The organism is Micromonospora sp. ANENR4 (assembly GCF_015354395.1).
Lineage (GTDB): Bacteria > Actinomycetota > Actinomycetes > Mycobacteriales > Micromonosporaceae > Micromonospora > Micromonospora aurantiaca.
Genome location: NZ_JADKYQ010000003.1, coordinates 232,340 through 251,127, shown reverse-complemented (window position 1 = coordinate 251,127; position 18,788 = coordinate 232,340). Strand labels below are relative to the sequence as shown.

Annotated in this window: 12 protein-coding genes; 5 read left to right on the top strand and 7 right to left on the bottom strand. The window is 73.1% G+C overall.

The window, feature by feature from the left end:
- Window positions 1–64 precede the first annotated feature (64 nt).
- The 4 genes from IRY44_RS07045 to IRY44_RS07030 all read right to left on the bottom strand — a co-directional run bounded on the left by IRY44_RS07045 (window position 65) and on the right by IRY44_RS07030 (window position 5,743).
- On the bottom strand, window positions 65–2,512 hold the full coding sequence (locus IRY44_RS07045) for a glycoside hydrolase family 2 protein (protein ID WP_194799644.1): 2,448 nt from the start codon (window positions 2,510–2,512) through the stop codon (window positions 65–67).
- A complete protein-coding gene (locus IRY44_RS07040) occupies window positions 2,509–3,369 on the bottom strand; it encodes a carbohydrate ABC transporter permease (RefSeq protein WP_120571307.1) in 861 nt (286 codons plus the stop codon). Before IRY44_RS07040 ends, IRY44_RS07045 begins: the two co-directional genes overlap by 4 nt.
- Window positions 3,366–4,379, bottom strand: a complete 1,014-nt coding sequence (locus IRY44_RS07035; RefSeq protein WP_194799643.1) for a carbohydrate ABC transporter permease — start codon at window positions 4,377–4,379, stop codon at window positions 3,366–3,368. Before IRY44_RS07035 ends, IRY44_RS07040 begins: the two co-directional genes overlap by 4 nt.
- Window positions 4,380–4,459: 80 nt before the next feature.
- Window positions 4,460–5,743: an ABC transporter substrate-binding protein gene (locus IRY44_RS07030; protein ID WP_194799642.1), complete on the bottom strand. Its 1,284-nt coding sequence runs from the start codon at window positions 5,741–5,743 to the stop codon at window positions 4,460–4,462.
- Between the two features lie 339 nt (window positions 5,744–6,082).
- Here IRY44_RS07030 and IRY44_RS07025 point away from each other — a divergent pair, with 339 nt between their 5' ends.
- The gene (locus IRY44_RS07025) at window positions 6,083–7,108 is read left to right on the top strand and encodes a LacI family DNA-binding transcriptional regulator (protein ID WP_194799641.1); all 1,026 of its coding nucleotides are present in this window, start codon (window positions 6,083–6,085) and stop codon (window positions 7,106–7,108) included.
- Window positions 7,109–7,119: 11 nt separating this feature from the next.
- On the opposite strand, the gene IRY44_RS07020 is transcribed toward IRY44_RS07025, so the two are convergent.
- Entirely contained in the window at window positions 7,120–9,315 is a 2,196-nt protein-coding gene (locus IRY44_RS07020) for an EAL domain-containing protein (protein WP_370584874.1), read from the bottom strand.
- 513 nt (window positions 9,316–9,828) lie between these two features.
- Between IRY44_RS07020 and IRY44_RS07015 the strand changes: the two genes are divergently transcribed.
- Window positions 9,829–10,227, top strand: a complete 399-nt coding sequence (locus IRY44_RS07015) for a PH domain-containing protein (protein ID WP_194799639.1) — start codon at window positions 9,829–9,831, stop codon at window positions 10,225–10,227.
- Here IRY44_RS07015 and IRY44_RS07010 read toward each other — a convergent pair.
- Window positions 10,221–11,147, bottom strand: a complete 927-nt coding sequence (locus IRY44_RS07010) for a 2-hydroxyacid dehydrogenase (RefSeq protein WP_194799638.1) — start codon at window positions 11,145–11,147, stop codon at window positions 10,221–10,223. The two genes, IRY44_RS07015 and IRY44_RS07010, sit on opposite strands and share 7 nt — an antisense overlap.
- Window positions 11,148–11,290: 143 nt before the next feature.
- Here IRY44_RS07010 and IRY44_RS07005 point away from each other — a divergent pair, with 143 nt between their 5' ends.
- From IRY44_RS07005 to IRY44_RS06995, 3 genes are all read left to right on the top strand, one after another.
- Complete coding sequence (locus IRY44_RS07005) at window positions 11,291–13,096, top strand: SpoIIE family protein phosphatase (protein WP_194799637.1); 1,806 nt, start codon at window positions 11,291–11,293, stop codon at window positions 13,094–13,096.
- An 86-nt stretch (window positions 13,097–13,182) separates the two neighbouring features.
- On the top strand, window positions 13,183–14,358 hold the full coding sequence (locus IRY44_RS07000; protein WP_194799636.1) for a sorbosone dehydrogenase family protein: 1,176 nt from the start codon (window positions 13,183–13,185) through the stop codon (window positions 14,356–14,358).
- A 53-nt stretch (window positions 14,359–14,411) separates the two neighbouring features.
- Window positions 14,412–16,025: a metallophosphoesterase gene (locus IRY44_RS06995; protein ID WP_194799635.1), complete on the top strand. Its 1,614-nt coding sequence runs from the start codon at window positions 14,412–14,414 to the stop codon at window positions 16,023–16,025.
- A 327-nt stretch (window positions 16,026–16,352) separates the two neighbouring features.
- Here IRY44_RS06995 and IRY44_RS06990 read toward each other — a convergent pair whose 3' ends face one another.
- A complete protein-coding gene (locus tag IRY44_RS06990; protein WP_194799634.1) occupies window positions 16,353–18,710 on the bottom strand; it encodes a pyruvate dehydrogenase in 2,358 nt (785 codons plus the stop codon).
- Window positions 18,711–18,788 lie beyond the last annotated feature (78 nt).

The window sequence follows — 18,788 nt, the reverse complement described above, 5'->3', positions numbered from 1 at the left end:
CGACGACTCTGAAGACTTTAGCACTTGCAGAAATCTTCAAATCGACGGAGATGCGGGTGTGGCCTCAGACGAGGTCGTTGACGCAGCGCAGCACCGGCCGGGAGGTGAGCGCCTCGGCATCCAGCGGACGCGTAGTGCTCACCGTGAAGACGACGCTCTCCCCCGGCAGCAGCGTCACCAGGGCCCGATCCACCTGCGCCGCCGGATCGAGGCGATCCGGGAACAGCGTCAGGTCTCGCAACACCGTCCGCGCGGTCACCCGGACGCGCCGGCCGCCGTCGACCGGCTCGGCGGTCGCGTCCCACTCCGCCGCCGGCCACCGCACGTCGCGGTCCTCGGCGAAGAACCACAGCGCCCGCTCCGCGGCGTCCCCGGCGTCCGCGACGAGCAGTTCCGCGCGGCCGTCGTCCGGCCGCGCCAGCTCCGCCGGGAGTTCCACCACGACCGAGGAGTACGCGGGGACGTCGAGGTCGACCGAGGTCTTCGCCCTCGGCTCCCCGGTGAGGGCCAGCCGGGTGACGGTGGCCGGCGTGCTCCACGCCTGGGCGGTCTCGTTCACCGCCACCAGCGCCGGCCCACCGTCGCGCGGCTGCACCGTCAGCAGCCGGTCGGCGTAGGCGCGGCGCAGCGCGTACCACAGGGGTTTGCGGCGGCCGTCGCCGTCGATCGCCGACCAGGAGGTGACCGGCCAGCAGTCGTTCAGCTGCCACACGACGGTGCCGGTGCAGACCGGCCGGTGCGAGCGGAAGTGCTCGACGCCGAGCTGGATGGCGCGGGCCTGGTTGAGCTGGGTGAGGTAGTGCCAGTCGTCGAAGTCGGCCGGTGGCGGCAGGTGGGCGTCGAGTCCGCGCCGGAGCTTGCCGTCCCCGTCGGCGGCCTTCTGGTGGTGCGCCATGCCCGGTGAGTCGTGCGCGAGCGGGTCGTCGGAGAGGGACCGGCGCAGCGTCGCGTACGCGGGCGGCGCCTGGTAGCCGAACTCGGCCACGAACCGGGGCACGTAGTCCCGGTAGCGGGTGTAGTCGTCGGTGTTCCACACGTCCCAGATGTGCGTGGTGCCGTGCGCCGGGTCGTTGGGGTGGACGTCCTCGCTGCCGGACCAGGGGCTCCCCGGCCAGTACGGGACCGTCGGGTCCAGCTCGCCGACGATCTCCGGCAGCAGCTCAAGGTAGTAGCCGCGTCCCCAGGTACGCCCGGCCAGCGGTTCCTGCCAGTCCCAGTCGTGCCAGCCCCAGATGTTCTCGTTGTTGCCGGTCCAGAGCACCAGCGACGGGTGCCCGGCGAGGCGGGTCACCTGCTCGCGCGCCTCCGCCTCGACCTCGGTGCGGAACGGCTCCTCCTCGGGGTACGCCGCGCAGGCGAACAGGAAGTCCTGCTGCACCAGCAGGCCCATCTCGTCGGCGAGGTCGTAGAAGTCGTCCGACTCGTACCGGCCGCCGCCCCAGACGCGCAGCAGGTTGACGTTCGCGCCGGCCGCCTGGGCGAACCGCTCGGCGAGGCGCTCGCGGGTGACCCGGTTCGGGAACGCGTCGTCGGGGATCCAGTTGACGCCCTTGACGAACACCGGCACGTCGTTGACGTGCAGCGTGAACGGGGTACCGTGCGCGTCGGGCGTGGTGTCCAGCCGGACCGAACGGAACCCGATCCGCCGGGACGCGGCGTCCAGCGCTCGGCCGTCGGCGCCGTGCAGGCTCACGTCGAGGTCGTACCGCGGCTGGTCGCCGTACCCGATCGGCCACCACAGCGCGGGGTCGGCGACGGTGAGCGTCACGACGGCGGTCCGCTCCCCCGCCGGTACGGCGGCCTCGGCGCTGACCCCGGCGACGGCGGCGCGGACGGTCAGCGGCTCGTCGCCGGCCCGCTCGACCTCGGCCCGCAGGTCCACCCGGCCGGTGCCGTCGACCACCGTGACGAGCGGCCGGACCGACGCGAGCCGGGCGGTGGACCAGGCGTGCAGCCCGATGTCCTGCCAGATGCCGGCGGTGACGAGCGTCGGCCCCCAGTCCCAGCCGAAGTTGCAGGCGGTCTTGCGGATGAAGTGGAACGGCTCCGGGTACGCGTTCGGCCGGTCACCGAGCCGGTCCCGGTGCGCCTCGGCGTACCGGTACGGGGAGGCGAAGCGTACGGCCAGGGTGTTGCCGTCCGGGCGCAGCAGCGCGCGGACGTCGAAGCGGTACGAGCGGTGCTGGTTCTCGGTGCGGCCGACCTCGACGCCGTTGAGCGTGACGGTGGCGACCGTGTCGAGTCCGGCGCAGACCAGGTCGATCCGGTCCTCGTCACCGGGTCGCCAGGCGAACGTGGTCTCGTAGACCCAGCCGGTGCGGCCGATCCAGGTGAGGCGGTTCTCGTTGTCGTCCAGGTACGGGTCGGGGATGAGGCCGGCCGCGAGCAGGTCGGTGTGGACGCAACCGGGGACCGTGGCCGGCACCGCCGCCCCGGCGATCTCCGGCGGCACCGCCGGGCCGGGCTCGGCCCGCAGCGTCCATCCCTCGTGCAGCAGCGTTCGACGGCTCACGACTTCACCGCGCCTTCCATGATTCCGCGGACGATCTGACGTCCACCGATGAACAGCATGACCAGCAGGGGGACGGTGGCGATGAACGCGCCCGCGAGCACCCGCCGGTAGATCACGTAGTTGCCGCTGGCCAGGTCCGAGATCGCCACCATCGACGTCGGGTAGTCGGTGCCGCTGAGCGTGATCAGCGGCCACTGGAAGTCGTTCCAGGTGGCCACGAACGTGAGCAGGCCGAGCACCGCCAGGGCCGGGCGGATCGCGGGGAGCACGATCGTCGCGTACACCCGCATGGTGGTGGCGCCGTCGACCCGGGCCGACTCGATCAGCTCGTCCGGGACGGTGTTCACGATGAACTGCCGCATGTAGAACACGCCGAACGCGGTGACCAGGCCGGGCGCGATGACCGCGAGCAGCGTGCCGTTCCAGCCGAGCTTGCCCATCACGATGTAGAGCGCCACGATGCCGAGCTGGTTGGGGACGGTCAGGGTGAGCACCACGAACAGCATCAGCACGCGGCTGCCGGTGAAGCGCAGCTTGGCGAAGGCGAACCCGGCCAGCGAGCAGAAGAACAGCACCGAGGCGGTCACCACGGCGGAGACGATGACGCTGTTGACCAGCGACGCGGCGAAGTAGACGTCCTGGAGGGAGAAGACCTCGTCGACGTTGGTGAGGAAGCGGTCGCCGGGGATCACCGCCGGGGGCAGCTTCGCCAGCGCCTCGTCGTCGCTGGTGGCGATGACGAACATCCAGTAGAGCGGGAACGCGGCGAACAGCATGCTCACCGCGAGGAGCAGGTAGGTCCAGAGCCCGGCCGGGGTGTCCTGTGGTGCCCGGGCCACCACGCGTCGCGTCGTCACCGGCGGCCTCCGGAGAGTCGGTTGGTCAGCAGGTAGTTGACGCCGGCCACGATCAGGATGATCAGGAACAGCGCCCAGGACATGGCGGCGGCGTACCCGAGGTTGAGGTCCTTCCAGCCGACCTTGTAGATGAGCTGGGCGATGGTCTGCCACTCGCCGTCCGGCCCGCCGGTCGCGGCCTGCGCGTTCGGGTCGAACAGCATCGGCTCGGTGAACAGCTGCAACCCGCCGATGGTGGACAGGATGACTGTGAACAGGACCACCGGCTGGATCATCGGCACGGTGATCCGCCAGAGCTGCTTCCACTGCCCGGCGCCGTCGATCGCCGCGGCCTCGTAGACGTCGCGCGGGATGGACTGCATGGCGGCCAGGTAGAGCAGCGCGTTGTAGCCGATCCACTTCCAGTTGACCATCGTGGCGATGGCGATCCAGGCGTGCAGCTTGTCCGCCCGCCAGTCGATCGGGTCGTCCGCGCCGCCGATGCCGAGCAGGCCCAGCGCCCAGTTCGCCATGCCGAAGTCGCGGGAGAAGAAGACGCTGAACACCATCGTCGAGGCCACGATCGGTGTCACGTACGGCAGCAGCACACCCACCCGCCACCACGTCTGCGCCCGCAGCCTGCGGTTGAGCAGCGACGCGACGAGCAGCGCGAGCAGCAGCTGCGGAACCGTGGAGAGCAGGAAGATGCCGAACGTGTTGTAAAGGGCGTTCCAGAAGTCCTCGTCGGCGACCAGGCGGCTGAAGTTCTCCACGCCCGCCCAGTACGGCAGCGTCGGGTCGTCGAGGCGGTAGTTGCGCAGCGACACGACCGCGTTGAACAGCAGCGGGAACAGCCCGAACACCACGAAGAGCAGGAAGAACGGCGCGATCATCAGGTACGGCATGTACCGCATGTCGAAGCGGTACAGCCGGTCGCGCCAGGTCATCCGCCGGTCGGCTGCCCCGGTACGGCCGGGCTTGCGCGCGGGTGGACGGCCTGGTGGCGCGGGCGCGGCACGGGTGCTGGACATCTGTTCACTCCAGGGCCGGGAGATCGGACGGTGACGGGGCGGACCGGGCCGCCCCGGGCCGCCCCGTCACCTGTGACACGTCAGGACTTGGCGGCCTTCTCGGCCTCCTTGACCGCCTCGTTCCAGGCGGCGTCGGACTTGAGCGACTTGTTCTCCACCCGCCGGATGACGTTCTCGACCGCCACCCGGGTCGGGCCGTTCTTCCGGCCCAGGTACTGCGGGGTGAGGCCCTGCGCCATCTTCGGGAAGATCTGGCCGACCGGGGCGTCGTTGAAGAACGGGTTCTTGAAGTCGGCGATCGCCGGGTCGCTGTAGAGCGCCGGCTGCGACGGCAGGTTGCCGACCTTCTTGAAGATCTCGATCTGCTGCTCCGGCGCGACCAGCCAGGTCAGCAGCTTGTACGCCTCGTCGACGTTCTTGCCCTGCTTCGGCAGCGTCAGGAAGGAGCCACCCCAGTTGCCGCCGCCACCCGGGACCGCGGCGATGTCCCACTTGCCCTCGGTGCCCGGTGCGGTGTCCTTGATGTGGCCGAGCATCCAGGCCGGGCAGGCGAGCACCGCGAACGCGCCGCTGGTGAAGCCCTTGTCCCAGTCGGCCTGGAAGCTGACCAGGTTGGCCGACAATCCGGCGCCGACCGCCTTGACCGTGTAGTCGAACGCGACCTTCGGACCCTGCTCCATCCGGAGCTGGTCCTGCTCGTCGTAGAACCCGACCGGCTGCTGGCCGAGGATCGGGTTGAACAGGTTGGTGCCGGCGTCGATGAACTTCTTCTTGGTCTTCGCGGTGTACTGCTGGCCGACCTCGATGAACCTGTCCCAGGTGGGCCAGAGGGCTGACACCTGGTCGCGTTCGGTGGGCAGGCCGGCGGCCTTGAACAGGTCGGTGCGGTAGCACATGGCCAGGCCGCCGACGTCGGTGCCGAGGCCGATCTGCGTCCTGCCGTCGGCCGACAGCGACTGCTTCCACTTCCAGGGCAGGTACTTGCTCTCGTAGGAGCCGGCGCCCTTGTCGAGCAGGTTGACGAACTTGTCGGACTGGCTGCGGAACTGGACCATGAACCCCTCGTCGATCGCCGCGATGTCGGGCGCGCCGTTGCCGGCGACGAGCTTCTTCTGCAGGTCCTCGTGCTGGGCGTTGTACTCGCCCGAGTTGAGCTGGATCTTGACGTTCGGGTGTTCGGCCTCGTACTTGGCCTTCAGATCCTGGAGCCCGAAGTCGCCCCAGAAGTTGATTTTCAGCGTGACCTGACCACCGGCCGAGTCCGAGCCGCCGGTGGTGCTCCTGCCGCTGCAGGCGGTGATCATGACCAGGCTGACGGCACCGACGGCGGCCACCCGCGCCAGGTGCGTCCAGGACCGTCTCATCTCATCCTCCGCGCCGAATGGGAACGCTCCCGAATATCGAGAGACGTTGACTGAACCGGATAAGTGACGCCACCGTACGGTCCTCATTCATGACTGTCAACGGTCGGTTACCGATGTGCTGGTTCGGTAACCTCGCCGCCGCTCACGACCACGGTCAGGGCGGTCGGCGGCGGGTCCGCGCCCTAAGCTGAACCGCACAAGCGACTGCCGCCGGATGCGGTCCACCGGCGCCGCCGGCGGCACCCGGACCCGGCAGCGCGTGCAGTAGCGTCACCAGACGCCGGTGATCCGGCGACCGGAAGCGCCCGCGAGGGCCGGACACAGTGGAGGAACGCTTCGGTGAAGCGGCCGACCATCGCCGACGTCGCCCGGCGCGCCGGGGTCTCCAAGGGCGCGGTGTCGTACGCCCTCAACGGCCAGCCCGGTGTCTCCGAGGCGACCCGGCAGCGGATCCTCGCCATCGCCACCGAGATCGGGTTCCGTCCGAGCAGCGCCGCCCGCGCGCTGTCCGGCGCCACCGCCAAGGCGGTCGGGCTGGCGCTGTGCCGCCCCGCCCGGATACTCGGCATCGAGCCGTTCTTCATGGAGCTGATCAGCGGCGTCGAGGCCGAATTGTCGGCCCGCTCGTACGCGCTCACGCTCCAGGTGGTCAGCGACCAGGAGGCCGAGATCGCCGTCTACCGGCGGTGGTGGGCCGAACGCCGGGTGGACGGCGTGCTCGTCTGCGACCTGCGCACCGACGACCGGCGCGTGCCGGCGCTGGAGGAACTGCAACTGCCGGCGGTGGTGATCGGCGGGCCCGGGCACACCGGCGGCCTGGCGAGCGTCTGGGCCGACGACGCGGCGGCGCTGGTCGAGACCGTGGAGTACCTGGTCGCGCTCGGCCACCGGCGCATCGCCCGGGTCGGCGGGCTGCAGTCGCTGCTGCACACCGAGATCCGCACCGAGGCGTTCACCGGCGTGTGCCGGCGGCTCGGGCTGGACGAGGCCACCACCGTCTGGTCCGACTACACCGGCGAGGAGGGCGCGCGGGCCACCCGGCGGCTGCTCAGCTCCGCCGGCCGCCCCACCGCGGTGATCTACGACAACGACGTGATGGCGATCGCCGGGCTCTCGGTGGCCCAGGAGATGGGCCTCACCGTGCCGGGCGACCTGTCCATCGTGGCCTGGGACGACTCGCCGCTGTGCCGGCTGGTGCACCCGCCGCTCACCGCGCTGGGCCGGGACATCCCGGCGTACGGCGCGCACGCCGCGCGCCAGCTCCTGGCCGTGATCGCGGGCGAGCCGGCCGCCGTCGTACAGGACGAGACCGCGCATCTGACGCCGCGCGGCAGCACCGCCCCACCTCGTACGACGAACCGCTGAACCGGTTCAGCTCACCGGGCGGTGGACGGGTACTCCTCGAACCACGCCTCGACCCGCTCGGCGGTCGCCGGGCGGGCCAGCGCGAAGCCCTGACCGTACCGGCAGCCGGCCCGCCGCGCGCCCGCCACCTGGACCTCCGACTCCAGTTCCTCGACCACCAGCTCCACGCCGAGCCGGTCGGCCAGGTTCGCCACCACGTCGATCAGCGGACGCTGCCCGTCCCCGCCCGGGCCGACCAGGTGCGGGCCCACCTTGAGCAGGTCGATCGGCAGCCGGCGGAGCTGCGCGAGCGAGGCGTGCTCGGCCCGGAAGTCGTCGAGCGCGATCCGCACGCCGATCGACCGCAGACCGGCCAGCCGGGCCACCACTGTGGACAGCTCCCCGCCCACCACCGGCTCGGCCACCTCCACCACCAGCCGTTCCGGCACCACGTCGTACGCGGCCAGCGCGGTCGCGGTACGCGCCACGAAGTCCGGCGCGGCCAGCTCGCGCGGCGTCACGTTGACCGCCATCCACAGCTCACGGCCGCCCTCCGACCACGCGGCGAGCTGCCGGCAGGCCCGGTCCAGCACCCACCGCCCGATCTCACCGGTCAGGTCGAGGTCGGCCGCCACCGGCAGCAGCTCGGCCGGGAGCACGGTGCCCAGCGCCGGGCTGCGCCAGCGCAGCAGCGCCTCCGTACCCACCGGCATCCGGTCGGCGAGCGCCACCACCGGCTGGTAGACCAGGTCCAGCTCACCGCGCGCCACCGCGCCGGGCAGCTCCCGTTCCAGATCCAGCCGGCGGACCAGCTGCTCCTCCAGGTAGGCGTCGTACCACTCGACCCGGTCCCGGCCGAGCTGCACCGCCCGGCGGCGGGCCAGGTCCGCCTGCCGCAGCACGTCCTCCGGATCGCCGCCGCCGGTCTCGGCCAGCCCGACGCTCACCCCCAGCCGGGCGACGCCGCCGGGCCGGGGGTACGGCTCGGCCAGCGCCGCCAGCAGCCGCAGGCCGAGCGCGTACGCGAGCACCGGCCCCGCGTCGGTGAGGACGGCGTACTCCGTGTCGCCGAGCCGGGCCACCAGATCGTGCGTCCCGGAGCCCGCCCGCAGCCGGCGCGCGGCCTCGGTGAGCACCGGTCCCTCCGGCACCGCGCCACCCACCCCGTGCAGGTCGACGACGAGCAGCGCGCCGCCACTGCGTTCCGCCATCGCCCGGACCAGCTCCGCGCGCGTCAGCGGCACGGGCTCGGCGGCCCGGGCGTCCGGTCCGAGGCGGCGCCGCAGCCACGCCTCGCGGGCCGCGAGCCGCTGCACCCGGCGGCGCTGGTCGGCGGCGGCGAGCAGCTCACCCATCATGATCGGCGGAATGACGGCCAGGCCCAGCGCCATCGCGGCGGTGCTGAACTCCCCCGCCGTACCCAGGTGGATCCCGGCGGCCAGCGCGGCGATCCCGGCCGGCGCGGTGAGGCGCGGCCACGCGGCGGACGCCACGTCCCGGCCTGGTCGTTCACCGCCCGAGGTACGCCGGGCCCCGGCGGCGGTGAGCAGCGCCCCGGCCACCAGCGGCGCCGCGGCGAGCGGCAGCGCCCGGTCCGGCGCGCCGTAGGCCAGCAGCACCACGAGCAGCGTCAGCCCGCCGAGCGTCAGCGCCGCCCCGGCGTGGCAGCGTGCGGCGCCCGGCCGGCGGCGACGTTCGGCGACGGCCGCCACCGCGAGCACGGCGAGCACCACCGCACCACCAGCCGCGACGGCCCCGGCGACAGCCGGGACCGGGCCGCCCGGCAGCAGCATCCAGCCCGCGAAGACCAGGCTGACGCCGAGCGCGAGCACGTCGACGGTACGGCGCACCAGCTCCGGGCCGGACAGTCGCGAGCGGCCGGGCAGGCGCAGCAGGGCCGTCACGTGCAGCGCCCCGGTGAGGCACAGTCCGGCCAGCGCGATCGGCAGCCGGTGCGCGGCGTCGCTCAGCGGCAGCACCGCAACGGTGAGCCCGGCGACCAGGACGGCGCCGTCCAGGATGGCGGCGACCCGGCGGGACAGCGCGGCCCGGCGCGCCCGCCGCCCGTTGGCTGCGGGACGGTCGGGCGGTGTGGCGGCTCCGGCCAGCCAGGCGAGCCGGACGCAGGCGAGGGCGAAACCTCCGGCGACGGCGAGCGCGGCGGCAGCGGGGCCGGGCAGGGCACCGGCGACGCCGGCGAGGAGGAAGACCGCGCCGGTGAGCGACACGGCGACATCGGGCAGGGCTGATTGCCGACGGGGATCGGCGGGAGGGGGGACGGGCACGGCGGTCGCCTTCGTGAGGGGGCACGGGGGCGGTGCGGTTGCGGTACGCGGTACGACGTGCGGGGTCGGGGCGGGCGGGGACGCATCGGCGGGGACCGCTGCGGCCACGCCTAGAAACGATCCCGGAAGCGCCCGGTGACGTCACCGCACCAGTGACGTCCGTCACACCAACAGCTGTCACGGAGACGGCCCTCGTCCAAGATCGACGCCGCTCGCTTTCGCGTCGCCTCCCGACACAAGATCTTGGAAGAAACCGGCCCCCAGGAGGGCCCTTTGCTTCCAAGATCTCCAGACGCGGCAGATCTTGGTACCGAGCCGCCCCGCGAGGGGCGGAGCCGTACCAAGATCTGGGGCGGGCCGTTCGGGGCGGGCGGAAGGGCGGGGGCGGCGGGGGTCCCGATGGGGCGGGGGACGCCCGGGGGGTGGGGTGGAGGGGCCGGATGGGATCATCGGGAGGTGAGCCGCGCCGATACCGTCCGTTTCCGTCACAACCAGGCCATCCTGGTCGCCGCGATCGTCGCCTTCATCGGCGCGCTGCCCCTGGCCTCCGCCCGCTGGTGGCTGCTCTGGGTGCTGCTCGTACCCCTCGCCGTCGCGGTCTGGGCGTGGCGGGCCGGCACCGACGCCGACGCCCGGGAGCTGCGGCTGCGGGCGCTCGCCGGGCAGCGCCGGGTGCCGTGGAACCGGGTCGCCGAACTCGCCGGTGATTCCCGCGGCCGGGCGATGGCCCGGCTCGACGACGGCGAGGTGGTGATGCTGCCGGCGGTACGCGCCAGCGAACTGCCCCGGCTGATCGCCGTCACCGGGCAGGAACTACCGGACGCCGACGGCGATCAGCAAGCCGGCGATCAGTAGCCGTCGACCACCCGGTTCGTCAGCTCCTCCCCTGCCACGTACCGGCGCAACTGCTCGCCCACCAGGCGGTACGCGCGGGGCAGCAGCCCGCGTACCGAGCCGGCGACGTGCGGGGTGAGCAGCACGTTCGGCAGCTCCCACAGGGGATGGTCGGCGGGCAGCGGTTCCGGGTCGGTGACGTCCATCGCGGCGCGCAGACGGCCCGAGGTCAGCTCGGCCACCAGCGCCGAGGTACGGGCCACCGGCCCGCGGGCGGCGTTGACGAGCAGCGCGCCGTCCGGCATCGCGGCGAGGAAACGTTCGTCGACCATGCCCCGGGTCTGCTCGGTCAGCGGCACCAGGAGCACCACCACGTCCGCCTCCGGCAGCAGCGCGGGCAGCTCGTCGACCCCGTGCACGCCCTGGTCGGGGCGCGGCGTACGGGCCACGAGCGTGAAGCTCACCTCGAACGGGGCGAGCCGGTCGCGGACCGCGGTGCCGATCGAGCCGGCGCCGACGATGAGCACCCGCTTGCCGGCCAGCTCGTCGGTGGGCGCCACCTCGTCGTACGCCCACTCGCGCCGCGCCTGCGCCCGGGCCAGCGGCGCGAACCCGCGCAGCGAGGCGAGGATCGCGGCGACGACCCACTCGGCGGTGGGCGAGTCGTGCACGCCCCGGGCGTCGCAGAGCGTCACCCCGTCGGGCATCCGTCCCGCCCAGGCGTCCGCGCCCGCGGAGAGCAGTTGCACCACCTCGACGTCGGGCAGCTCGGCGAGGAGCGCACCGGCGTCCGGGCCGGACAGGAACGGCGGCACCCAGAATCGCACCCCGGACGGGGACGACGGGAGCCGGTGCGGGTCGTCCAGCACCTCCACGGTGACGCCGGGCGGTGGCTCGCCGAGCAGCCGGCGTCCTTCGGGGTGCGGGATCCATACCTTCACGACCGCCGACGATATCGGCCCCGGACCGGCCGGTGCGGCGTGACCCGTGACGAACACCGCGCCGGGAATGGAGTGGCGGTCCGGCGGGGTATAACCGAGAGCGGGATGCCGGTCGGGTGTTCCGCTTGCTGAGGGCGGTGGCGATGAGCGAGGACGGCCGGGGACGGGTGTCCGTGCCGATTCCGGCGCTCGCCGATCCCGACCGGTTGCGCTCACTCGACGAGACGCGGCTCGACGCCGTACCGGACGAGTCGTTCGACAGGTTCGCGCGGCTGGTCGGCGACCTGCTGGACGTTCCCGTCGCGCTCGTCTCCCTGGTGGACGCGGACCGTCAGTTCTTCCCCGGCGCGACCGGGCTGCCGGAGCCGTGGGCGGCCCGCCGGGAGACGCCGCTGACCCACTCGTTCTGCCAGCACGTCGTCGACATCGAGATGCCGCTGGTGCTGCCCGACGCCCGCCTCTACCCGCGCGTACGTCTCAACCTGGCGATCGAGGACCTGGGCGTGGTCGCGTACGCGGGCATGCCGCTGACCGACCTGGAGGGGCGGGTGCTCGGCTCGCTCTGCGCGATCGACAGCAAGCCCCGGGCCTGGACCAAGGACCAGTTGCGTACGCTCGCCGACCTGGCCGCCGCGTGCTCCTCGGAGCTGCGGCTGCGCATCGCGGTGCGCGGCTCGGAACAGGCCCGCCGCCGCGCGGAGGAGGCGCACGACCGGCTCGCCATGCTGGCCGGGATGAGCGAGATGCTCGGCGGCACGCTCGACGTGGCCACCGCGGTCGACCGGCTCGGGCACGCGATGGTGCCGCTGCTCGCCGACTGGTGCCTGATCACGCTCGTCGACCCGGCCGGGCGGCCGCGCACCGTCACCGGCGTACACCGGGACGCCGAGCGCGAGGCCGACCTGGCCCGCTTCGCAGAGTTGCTGACCACCGGGCTCAGCGCGGACTCGCAGATCCGATCGGTGCTGCGTACCGGCCGGCCGGTGGTGCGGGCCGTGGCCGGCCTGGACGACGTGGCGCGCGGCACCACGCGCCCGGAACTGGTGCCGCTCGCCGAGCGGCTCGGCGTGGGCTCCCACCTGACCGTGCCGATCACCGCCGCCGGGGACCGGGTGATCGGGGCGGTCACGCTGGTCAACCGTCCGGGGCGGCGCGGTTTCGACCCGAGCGACCTGCGCACCGCGCAGGACATCGGGGTACGCGCCGGACAGGCGGTCGGCAACAGCCGCCTCTACGGCGAGCAGCGCCACGTCGCCGAGGTGTTGCAGCACAGCATGCTGCCGACCCTTCCGGCCGTGCCGGGGATCGAGCTGGCCGCCCGGTACCTGCCGGCCGCCGACCGGGTGGAGGTGGGCGGCGACTGGTACGACGCCTTCGTCCAGCCCGACGGCGAGCTGATCGCCGCGATCGGCGACGTCGCCGGGCACGACATCGAGGCGGCGGCCAGCATGGGCCAGCTGCGCAACCTGGTGCGGGGCAACGCGTACGGGCGGAACGATCCGGTGGAGGATCTGATGTCCCACCTGGACCGGGCCATGGGCGGGCTGCGGGTGCCCACCGTCGCCACCGCCGTACTGGCCCGGGTCCGTCCGGCCGCCGGCGGGCTGGCGGTCTCCTGGTGCAACGCGGGGCATCCGCCACCGCTGCTGGTCCGCGCCGACGGCACGGTCTCGGTGGCGGACGGCCGCGGACCGCTGCTCGGCCTGGCCCGGCCGCCCCGGCGCGCCGGCCGGACGCTGACCCTCGCCCCCGGCGACACGCTGCTGCTGCACACCGACGGGCTGATCGAGCGCCGGGACCAGCCGATCGACGAGGGACAGGCCGAGCTGCTCGCCCACCTCGAGGCCGGCGGGCCGGGCGTACCCCTGGACCTGCTCTGCGACCGGCTGCTCGCCGCCGCGCACCGGCGCGAGGACGACGTCGCCCTGCTCGCGCTGCGAGCCGGCTGAACCGGCACTCCCCCGAACGGCCGGAGGCGGGCAGGGGTGGGCGCGACGCGCCCGGTTCGCCGGTCCGCCCGGCTAGGCTGGGGCGGGTGAGCCCGCGTCTTGCGTACCCCCGTGTCAGCCGTCTCCGGACGGCGCTGGCGGCGTCCTGCGCGGCGCTGCTGCTGGGCACCGCCGGCTGCGCCCTCGGCGAGCCCGAGCCGGACCCGGCCGGCGCCCCGCCCAACCTGCCCACACCGTCCGGCACCGCGAGTCCCGGCGGGGCCGGCCAGCAGGTGGTCGCCACCGTGCTGGCCCGGGGCCTGGAGGTGCCGTGGGGAATCGCGTTCCTGCCCGACGGCGGCGCCCTGGTCACTGAGCGGGACAAGGGGCGGATCCTCCAGGTCGGCCCGGAGTCCGGCCCGGACGGGCTGACCGTGCGGCCGGTGCAGACCGTGCCGGACGTGGCCGCCGGTGGTGAGGGCGGCCTGCTCGGCATCGCTGTCTCCCCCGCGTACGCCAAGGACCGCACGGTCTTCGTCTACTACACCGCCGAGGACGACAACCGGATCGCGAAGATGCAGCTCGGGCAGGCGCCGAAGCCGATCCTGACCGGCATCCCGAAGTCCGGTACGCACAACGGCGGCGGGCTGGGCTTCGGCCCGGACGGTCACCTCTACGCGAGCACCGGCGACGCCGGGCGCACCGAGAACGCCCAGGACGCCAAGAGCCTCGGCGGCAAGATCCTGCGGATCACGCCGGACGGCAAGCCGGCGCCGGGCAACCCCACCGCCGGGTCGCCGGTCTGGTCGACCGGTCACCGCAACGTCCAGGGCTTCGCCTGGACGCCGGACAAGAAGATGTACGCGGTGGAGTTCGGCCAGAACACCTGGGACGAGATCAACCAGATCAACAAGGGCGGCAACTACGGGTGGCCCCGGGTCGAGGGACGCGGCGACGACAGGCGCTACGTGAACCCGATCACACAGTGGCCCACCGGTGACGCCTCCTGCTCCGGCCTGGCGGCAGCGGACCGTCTGCTCGTGGCCGCCTGCCTGCGCGGCCAGCGGCTCTGGCTGGTGGAGCTGGCCGGTAACGGCACCGTCCTCGGTCAGCCGCGCGACCTGCTCAACGGCCGGTACGGTCGGCTACGGGCCGTCGCGGGGGCGCCCGACGGCTCACTGTGGGTGAGCACGTCGAACCGGGACGGGCGGGGTACGCCCACCGCCGAGGACGACCGCATCCTGCGGCTCGTCTTCGCCGACGGTGGTGCCGGCCGGAGCTGATCCGGCCGGCCGGGTTTGTCAAGATCGCGCAGGGGGCAGGTCAGAATCTCAGCATGGACGGCCACGAGAACGAACAGCACCGCACCGGGGACGAGGCGTCTCCGGAGCGCGGGCGCGCCCGCCGACTGACGGCGTGGCGGCCCGGTCACCGGCTGCGTCGGCTGGGTGTGGTGCTGGCTCTGCTCGCGGTCACGCTCGGCGGCATCGTGATCGGCACGTACGCGGGCGGCCACGTCGGCACCGACATCGGCCCGTTCCGGGCCGAACTGAAGCTCAGCCCGTCGCTGTCCGGCGGCACCACAGTCGACATCCCGCCGCTGGGCGCGCTACTGCTGGACAGCCACGACGGTCCGGCGTACCTCACCGTCGAGGTGGGCTCGCTGGACCAGGGGCGCACCGAGGCGCTCATCGACGACCCGGCCAGCATCAGCCGGGCCAGCCAGTCGGCCGTCCAGGACGTCCGCGACGGCGTGATGCGGCTCGGGCTGCGTACGCTCGCCTCGACCGTGCTGGCCACGCTGCTGCTGGCCGCGCTCGTCTTCCGGGACGTCCGGCGCACCGCCTGGGCCGGCGGTCTGGCGCTGGTCGTGACCGCCGGCAGCCTCGGCATGGCCGCGAGCACGCTGCGCCCGCAGGCGATCGAGGAGCCACGGTACGAGGGCCTGCTCGTAAACGCGCCGGCGATCGTCGGTGACGCGCGGCGGATCGCGAACGACTACACCAAGTACGCCGAGCAGCTCCAGCGGCTGGTCGGCAACGTCAGCAAGCTCTACACCACGGTCTCGGCGCTGCCGGTGGTGCAGCCGTCGCCCGGCACCACCCGGGTGCTGCACGTGTCGGACATCCACCTCAACCCGACCGGTTGGCAGCTGATCCGTACCGTGGTCGAGCAGTTCGGCATCGACGTGGTGGTCGACACCGGCGACATGACCGACTGGGGCAGCGAGCCGGAGGCGTCGTTCGTCGGGTCGATCGGCCTGCTCAAGAAGCCGTACGTGTTCATCCGCGGCAACCACGACTCGCCGCGTACCGCCGCCGCGGTGGCGCAGCAGCCGAACGCGATCGTGCTGAACAACTCGGTCACGACTGTGGGCGGGCTGACCATCGCCGGCATCGGCGACCCCCGCTTCACCCCGGACAAGGAGACCTCACCGGCCGGCAGCGGCCTCACCTCGGCCGTCGCCGACCAGGTGATCGGCGCCGGTGAACAGCTCGCCGCCACGATCGGGAAGTCGCCGCGCAAGGTCGACATCGCGCTCATCCACGACCCCGCCTCGGCCGGCCCGCTCTCCGGCACCTGCCCGCTGGTGCTCTCCGGGCACACCCACTCCCGGCAGGTGTCGAAGCTGCCGCAGGTGGAGGGCAAGCAGCCGACCACGCTGATGGTGCAGGGTTCGACCGGCGGTGCCGGGCTGCGCGGCCTGGAGGGCGAGAAGCCGACCCCGCTGACCATGACGGTGCTCTACTTCGACCAGCAGAAGCTGCTCCAGGCGTACGACGAGATCACCGTGGGCGGCACCGGGCAGTCTCAGGTCAACCTGGAACGGCACGTCATCCGCGACCCGGCCAAGGGCGACCAGGTCCCGGTGACCCCGACCCCGACCCGCGGCCCGTCGGAGTCGCCGTCGCCGGGTACGACCACGCTGAGCCCCACCCCCACGAGCTGACGGCTCCGCTTTCTCGCCGCTTCCCCTCGCGGTCAGTCCGGTGCTCCGCCACACCGACACCCGGTCACTCCGCGTCATAAATCCCGTCCGGCCCGGGCATGCCCCGCCGCCGACTTTGCTCTGCACCCATCGGCGCAGCAGGCACCGAGAGTCACCGCCTGGGTGGGTGCAGAGCGGTGGGCATTCCACTCCGCCCCAGCTCAGGACGGTGATGCGGATATGGCTGCAGAGCAAAGGGGCCGAGAGGTGAATCCGAGGCCGCCAAAGGCAGTTACTCTCCGCAGCCAGTTCAGCCGTCACGCTCCGTGAGGAGAACCAGCCGCCGCCTCAGCGAAGCGCGATCGCGGCCAGCGCGGCGTTGACGATGCTGCCGGGCAGCAGGTCGTGCAGCTCGTACAGCTCCCGGACGCTGCCGGACTGGCCGAACTCGTCCACGCCGAGCGGCACCGCCGGGGCGCCGACCGCCGAGCCGAGCCAGGCCATCGCGTGCGAGGCGGCGTCGTGCACGGTGACCACCGGCACCCGGTCGGCGAACGCCGACCGCAGCGCGCCGGGCACGCTCGGCACTGTCGCGGTCCGCACACCCTGGCGCAGCGTCCGCTGCCACGCGCGGTAGAGCCGGTCCAGGCTGGTCACGTCCACGACGTGCGCGGCCACGCCCTCCTCCGCCAGCTCGGCGGCGGCCGCCAGGACCTCCGGCAGCACCGCGCCGGAGGCGGCGAGCTGCACGACCGGGGCGTCGGCCAGATCGGGGTACGCCTGGTGCGCGTCGACGAGCCGGTACGCGCCGGCCACCACCTGCCGCCGCAGCACCGCGTCCCCGAGCCGCGTACGCGCGGCCTCGAACGGCGCCTGGTCGATCGGCCGGGTGCTGAGCCGGAAGTAGTACGCCCCGTCCTCGGCCGGCGCGGCGGTGGCGGCCGGAGCGGCGCCGCCGGCGATCTGCCCCAGCGCGTCGCAGAGCAGCCAGTCGAGGCTGCCGGCGTACGCGGGCTCCAGGAACGTCACCCCGGGCAGCTCCAGGCCGACCGATGCGGTGATGGTGGACTGGTGCGCGCCGCCCTCGGGCGCCAGCGTGATGCCGGACGGGGTGCCGGCCACCACGAACCGCGAGCCGGAGTACGTGCCGTAGAGGAACGCATCGAGACCGCGCAGCACGAACGGGTCGTAGACGGTGCCCACCGGCAGCAGCGGCTGACCGGACAGGTCCCACGACAGGCCGAGCTGGCCCAGCAGCAGGAACAGGTTCATCTCCGAGATGCCCAGCTCGATGTGCTGCCCGGCGGGGCTCTCGGTCCAGCGCAGCATCCGGTCCTCGGTCCAGGAACGCTGCTCGGTCGGGGCGAACACGCCCGTCTTGTTGATGAACCCGGCCAGGTTGGTCGAGGTGGCCACGTCCGGCGCGGTGGTCACCAGGTAGGGCGCGACCTGCGGATCGCGGGCCAGGTCGACCAGCACCCGGCCGAAGACCTCCTGGGTGGAGACGGGCTTGTTCGCGCGTACCCTCGTGGTCTCCGGAACGGTTACGCCCAGCGCACGCTCGCGCGGCGGGCGGGACAGCGCCTCCCGGCGCTCGCCGGCCCGGATGCCGGCCGGGGTCGCCGGGTCGAGGCGGTCCCACTCGGTCTCGGCGGTCAGGCCGTGCGCGGCGCGCAGCGCGTCGATCTGCTCGGTGGTGAGCAGCGCCGAGTGGTTGCGCGGGTTGCCGGCGATCGGCAGACCCCAGCCCTTCACCGTGTACGCGAACACGACGCTGGGCCGGTCGGTGACCGCGTCGCACTGGGCGTACGCGTCGAGCATGGCCTGTGCGTCGTGCCCGCCCAGGTCGGTGACGAGCGGACCCAGCTCGTCGTCGCCGATGTCGGCGACGAACGCGGCGACCTCGGCCGGCGCGCCGTCCAGGAACTGCTTGCGCAGCGCCGGACCGGCCAGTCCGAACAGCGACTGGTACTGCTCGTTGGGCATCCGGTCGATCCAGTCGCGCAGCGCCGCGCCACCCGGCCGGGCGTACGCCTCGGCGAGCCGACGGCCGTACTTGACCTCCACGACGTGCCAGCCGGCCGCCTCGAACTGGCCGCGCCACTGGTTGATGCGGATGCCGGGGACGACCCGGTCCAGCGACTGGCGGTTGAAGTCGACGAGCCACATCACGTTGCCGAGCCCGGTGGTGGCCGGGTCGGCGACCGCCTCCCAGATGTTGCCCTCGTCCAGCTCGGCGTCGCCGATGATGGCGACGAACCGGGAGTGCGGGCGCGCGCCGAAGTGCGCGTCGACGTAGCGGCGGGTGACGGCGGCGAACAGCGGCGCGGCGGCGCCCAGGCCGACCGAGCCGGTGGAGAAGTCCACCTCGTCCGGGTCCTTGGTGCGCGACGGGTACGACTGGAGCCCGCCGCGCGCCCGCAGCTTGGGCAGGTACGACTTGTCGAGGTTGCCGAGCAGGTACTGGATCGCGTGGAACACCGGCGAGGCGTGCGGCTTCACCGCCACCCGGTCCTCGGCGTCCAGGTGCTGGAACCAGAGCGCGGTCATCGCGGTGACCAGGGAGGCGCTTGATGCCTGGTGGCCGCCGACCTTCACCCCGTCACCGGTGTCGCGGTCGTGGTTGGCCGCGTCGACGATGCGGGTGGCGAGCCAGAGCACCCGGCGCTGGATCTCGTCGAGGACGTCGAGGTCGTGCTGGTTCACGGTGACTCCATCCGGGCGTCGCCGTTGACGCCCTCTGCGGGGTGAGGAGCGGACGAAGGGCCCCTCCCCTGCCGGGAA

Excerpts from the sequence above, each read along its gene's own strand:
- IRY44_RS07035 (WP_194799643.1), bottom strand. The coding sequence starts at position 4,379 with ATGTCCAGCACCCGTGCCGCGCCCGCGCCACCAGGCCGTCCACCCGCG.
- IRY44_RS07030 (WP_194799642.1), bottom strand. The coding sequence starts at position 5,743 with ATGAGACGGTCCTGGACGCACCTGGCGCGGGTGGCCGCCGTCGGTGCC.
- IRY44_RS07005 (WP_194799637.1), top strand. The coding sequence starts at position 11,291 with ATGAGCGAGGACGGCCGGGGACGGGTGTCCGTGCCGATTCCGGCGCTC.
- IRY44_RS06995 (WP_194799635.1), top strand. The coding sequence starts at position 14,412 with ATGGACGGCCACGAGAACGAACAGCACCGCACCGGGGACGAGGCGTCT.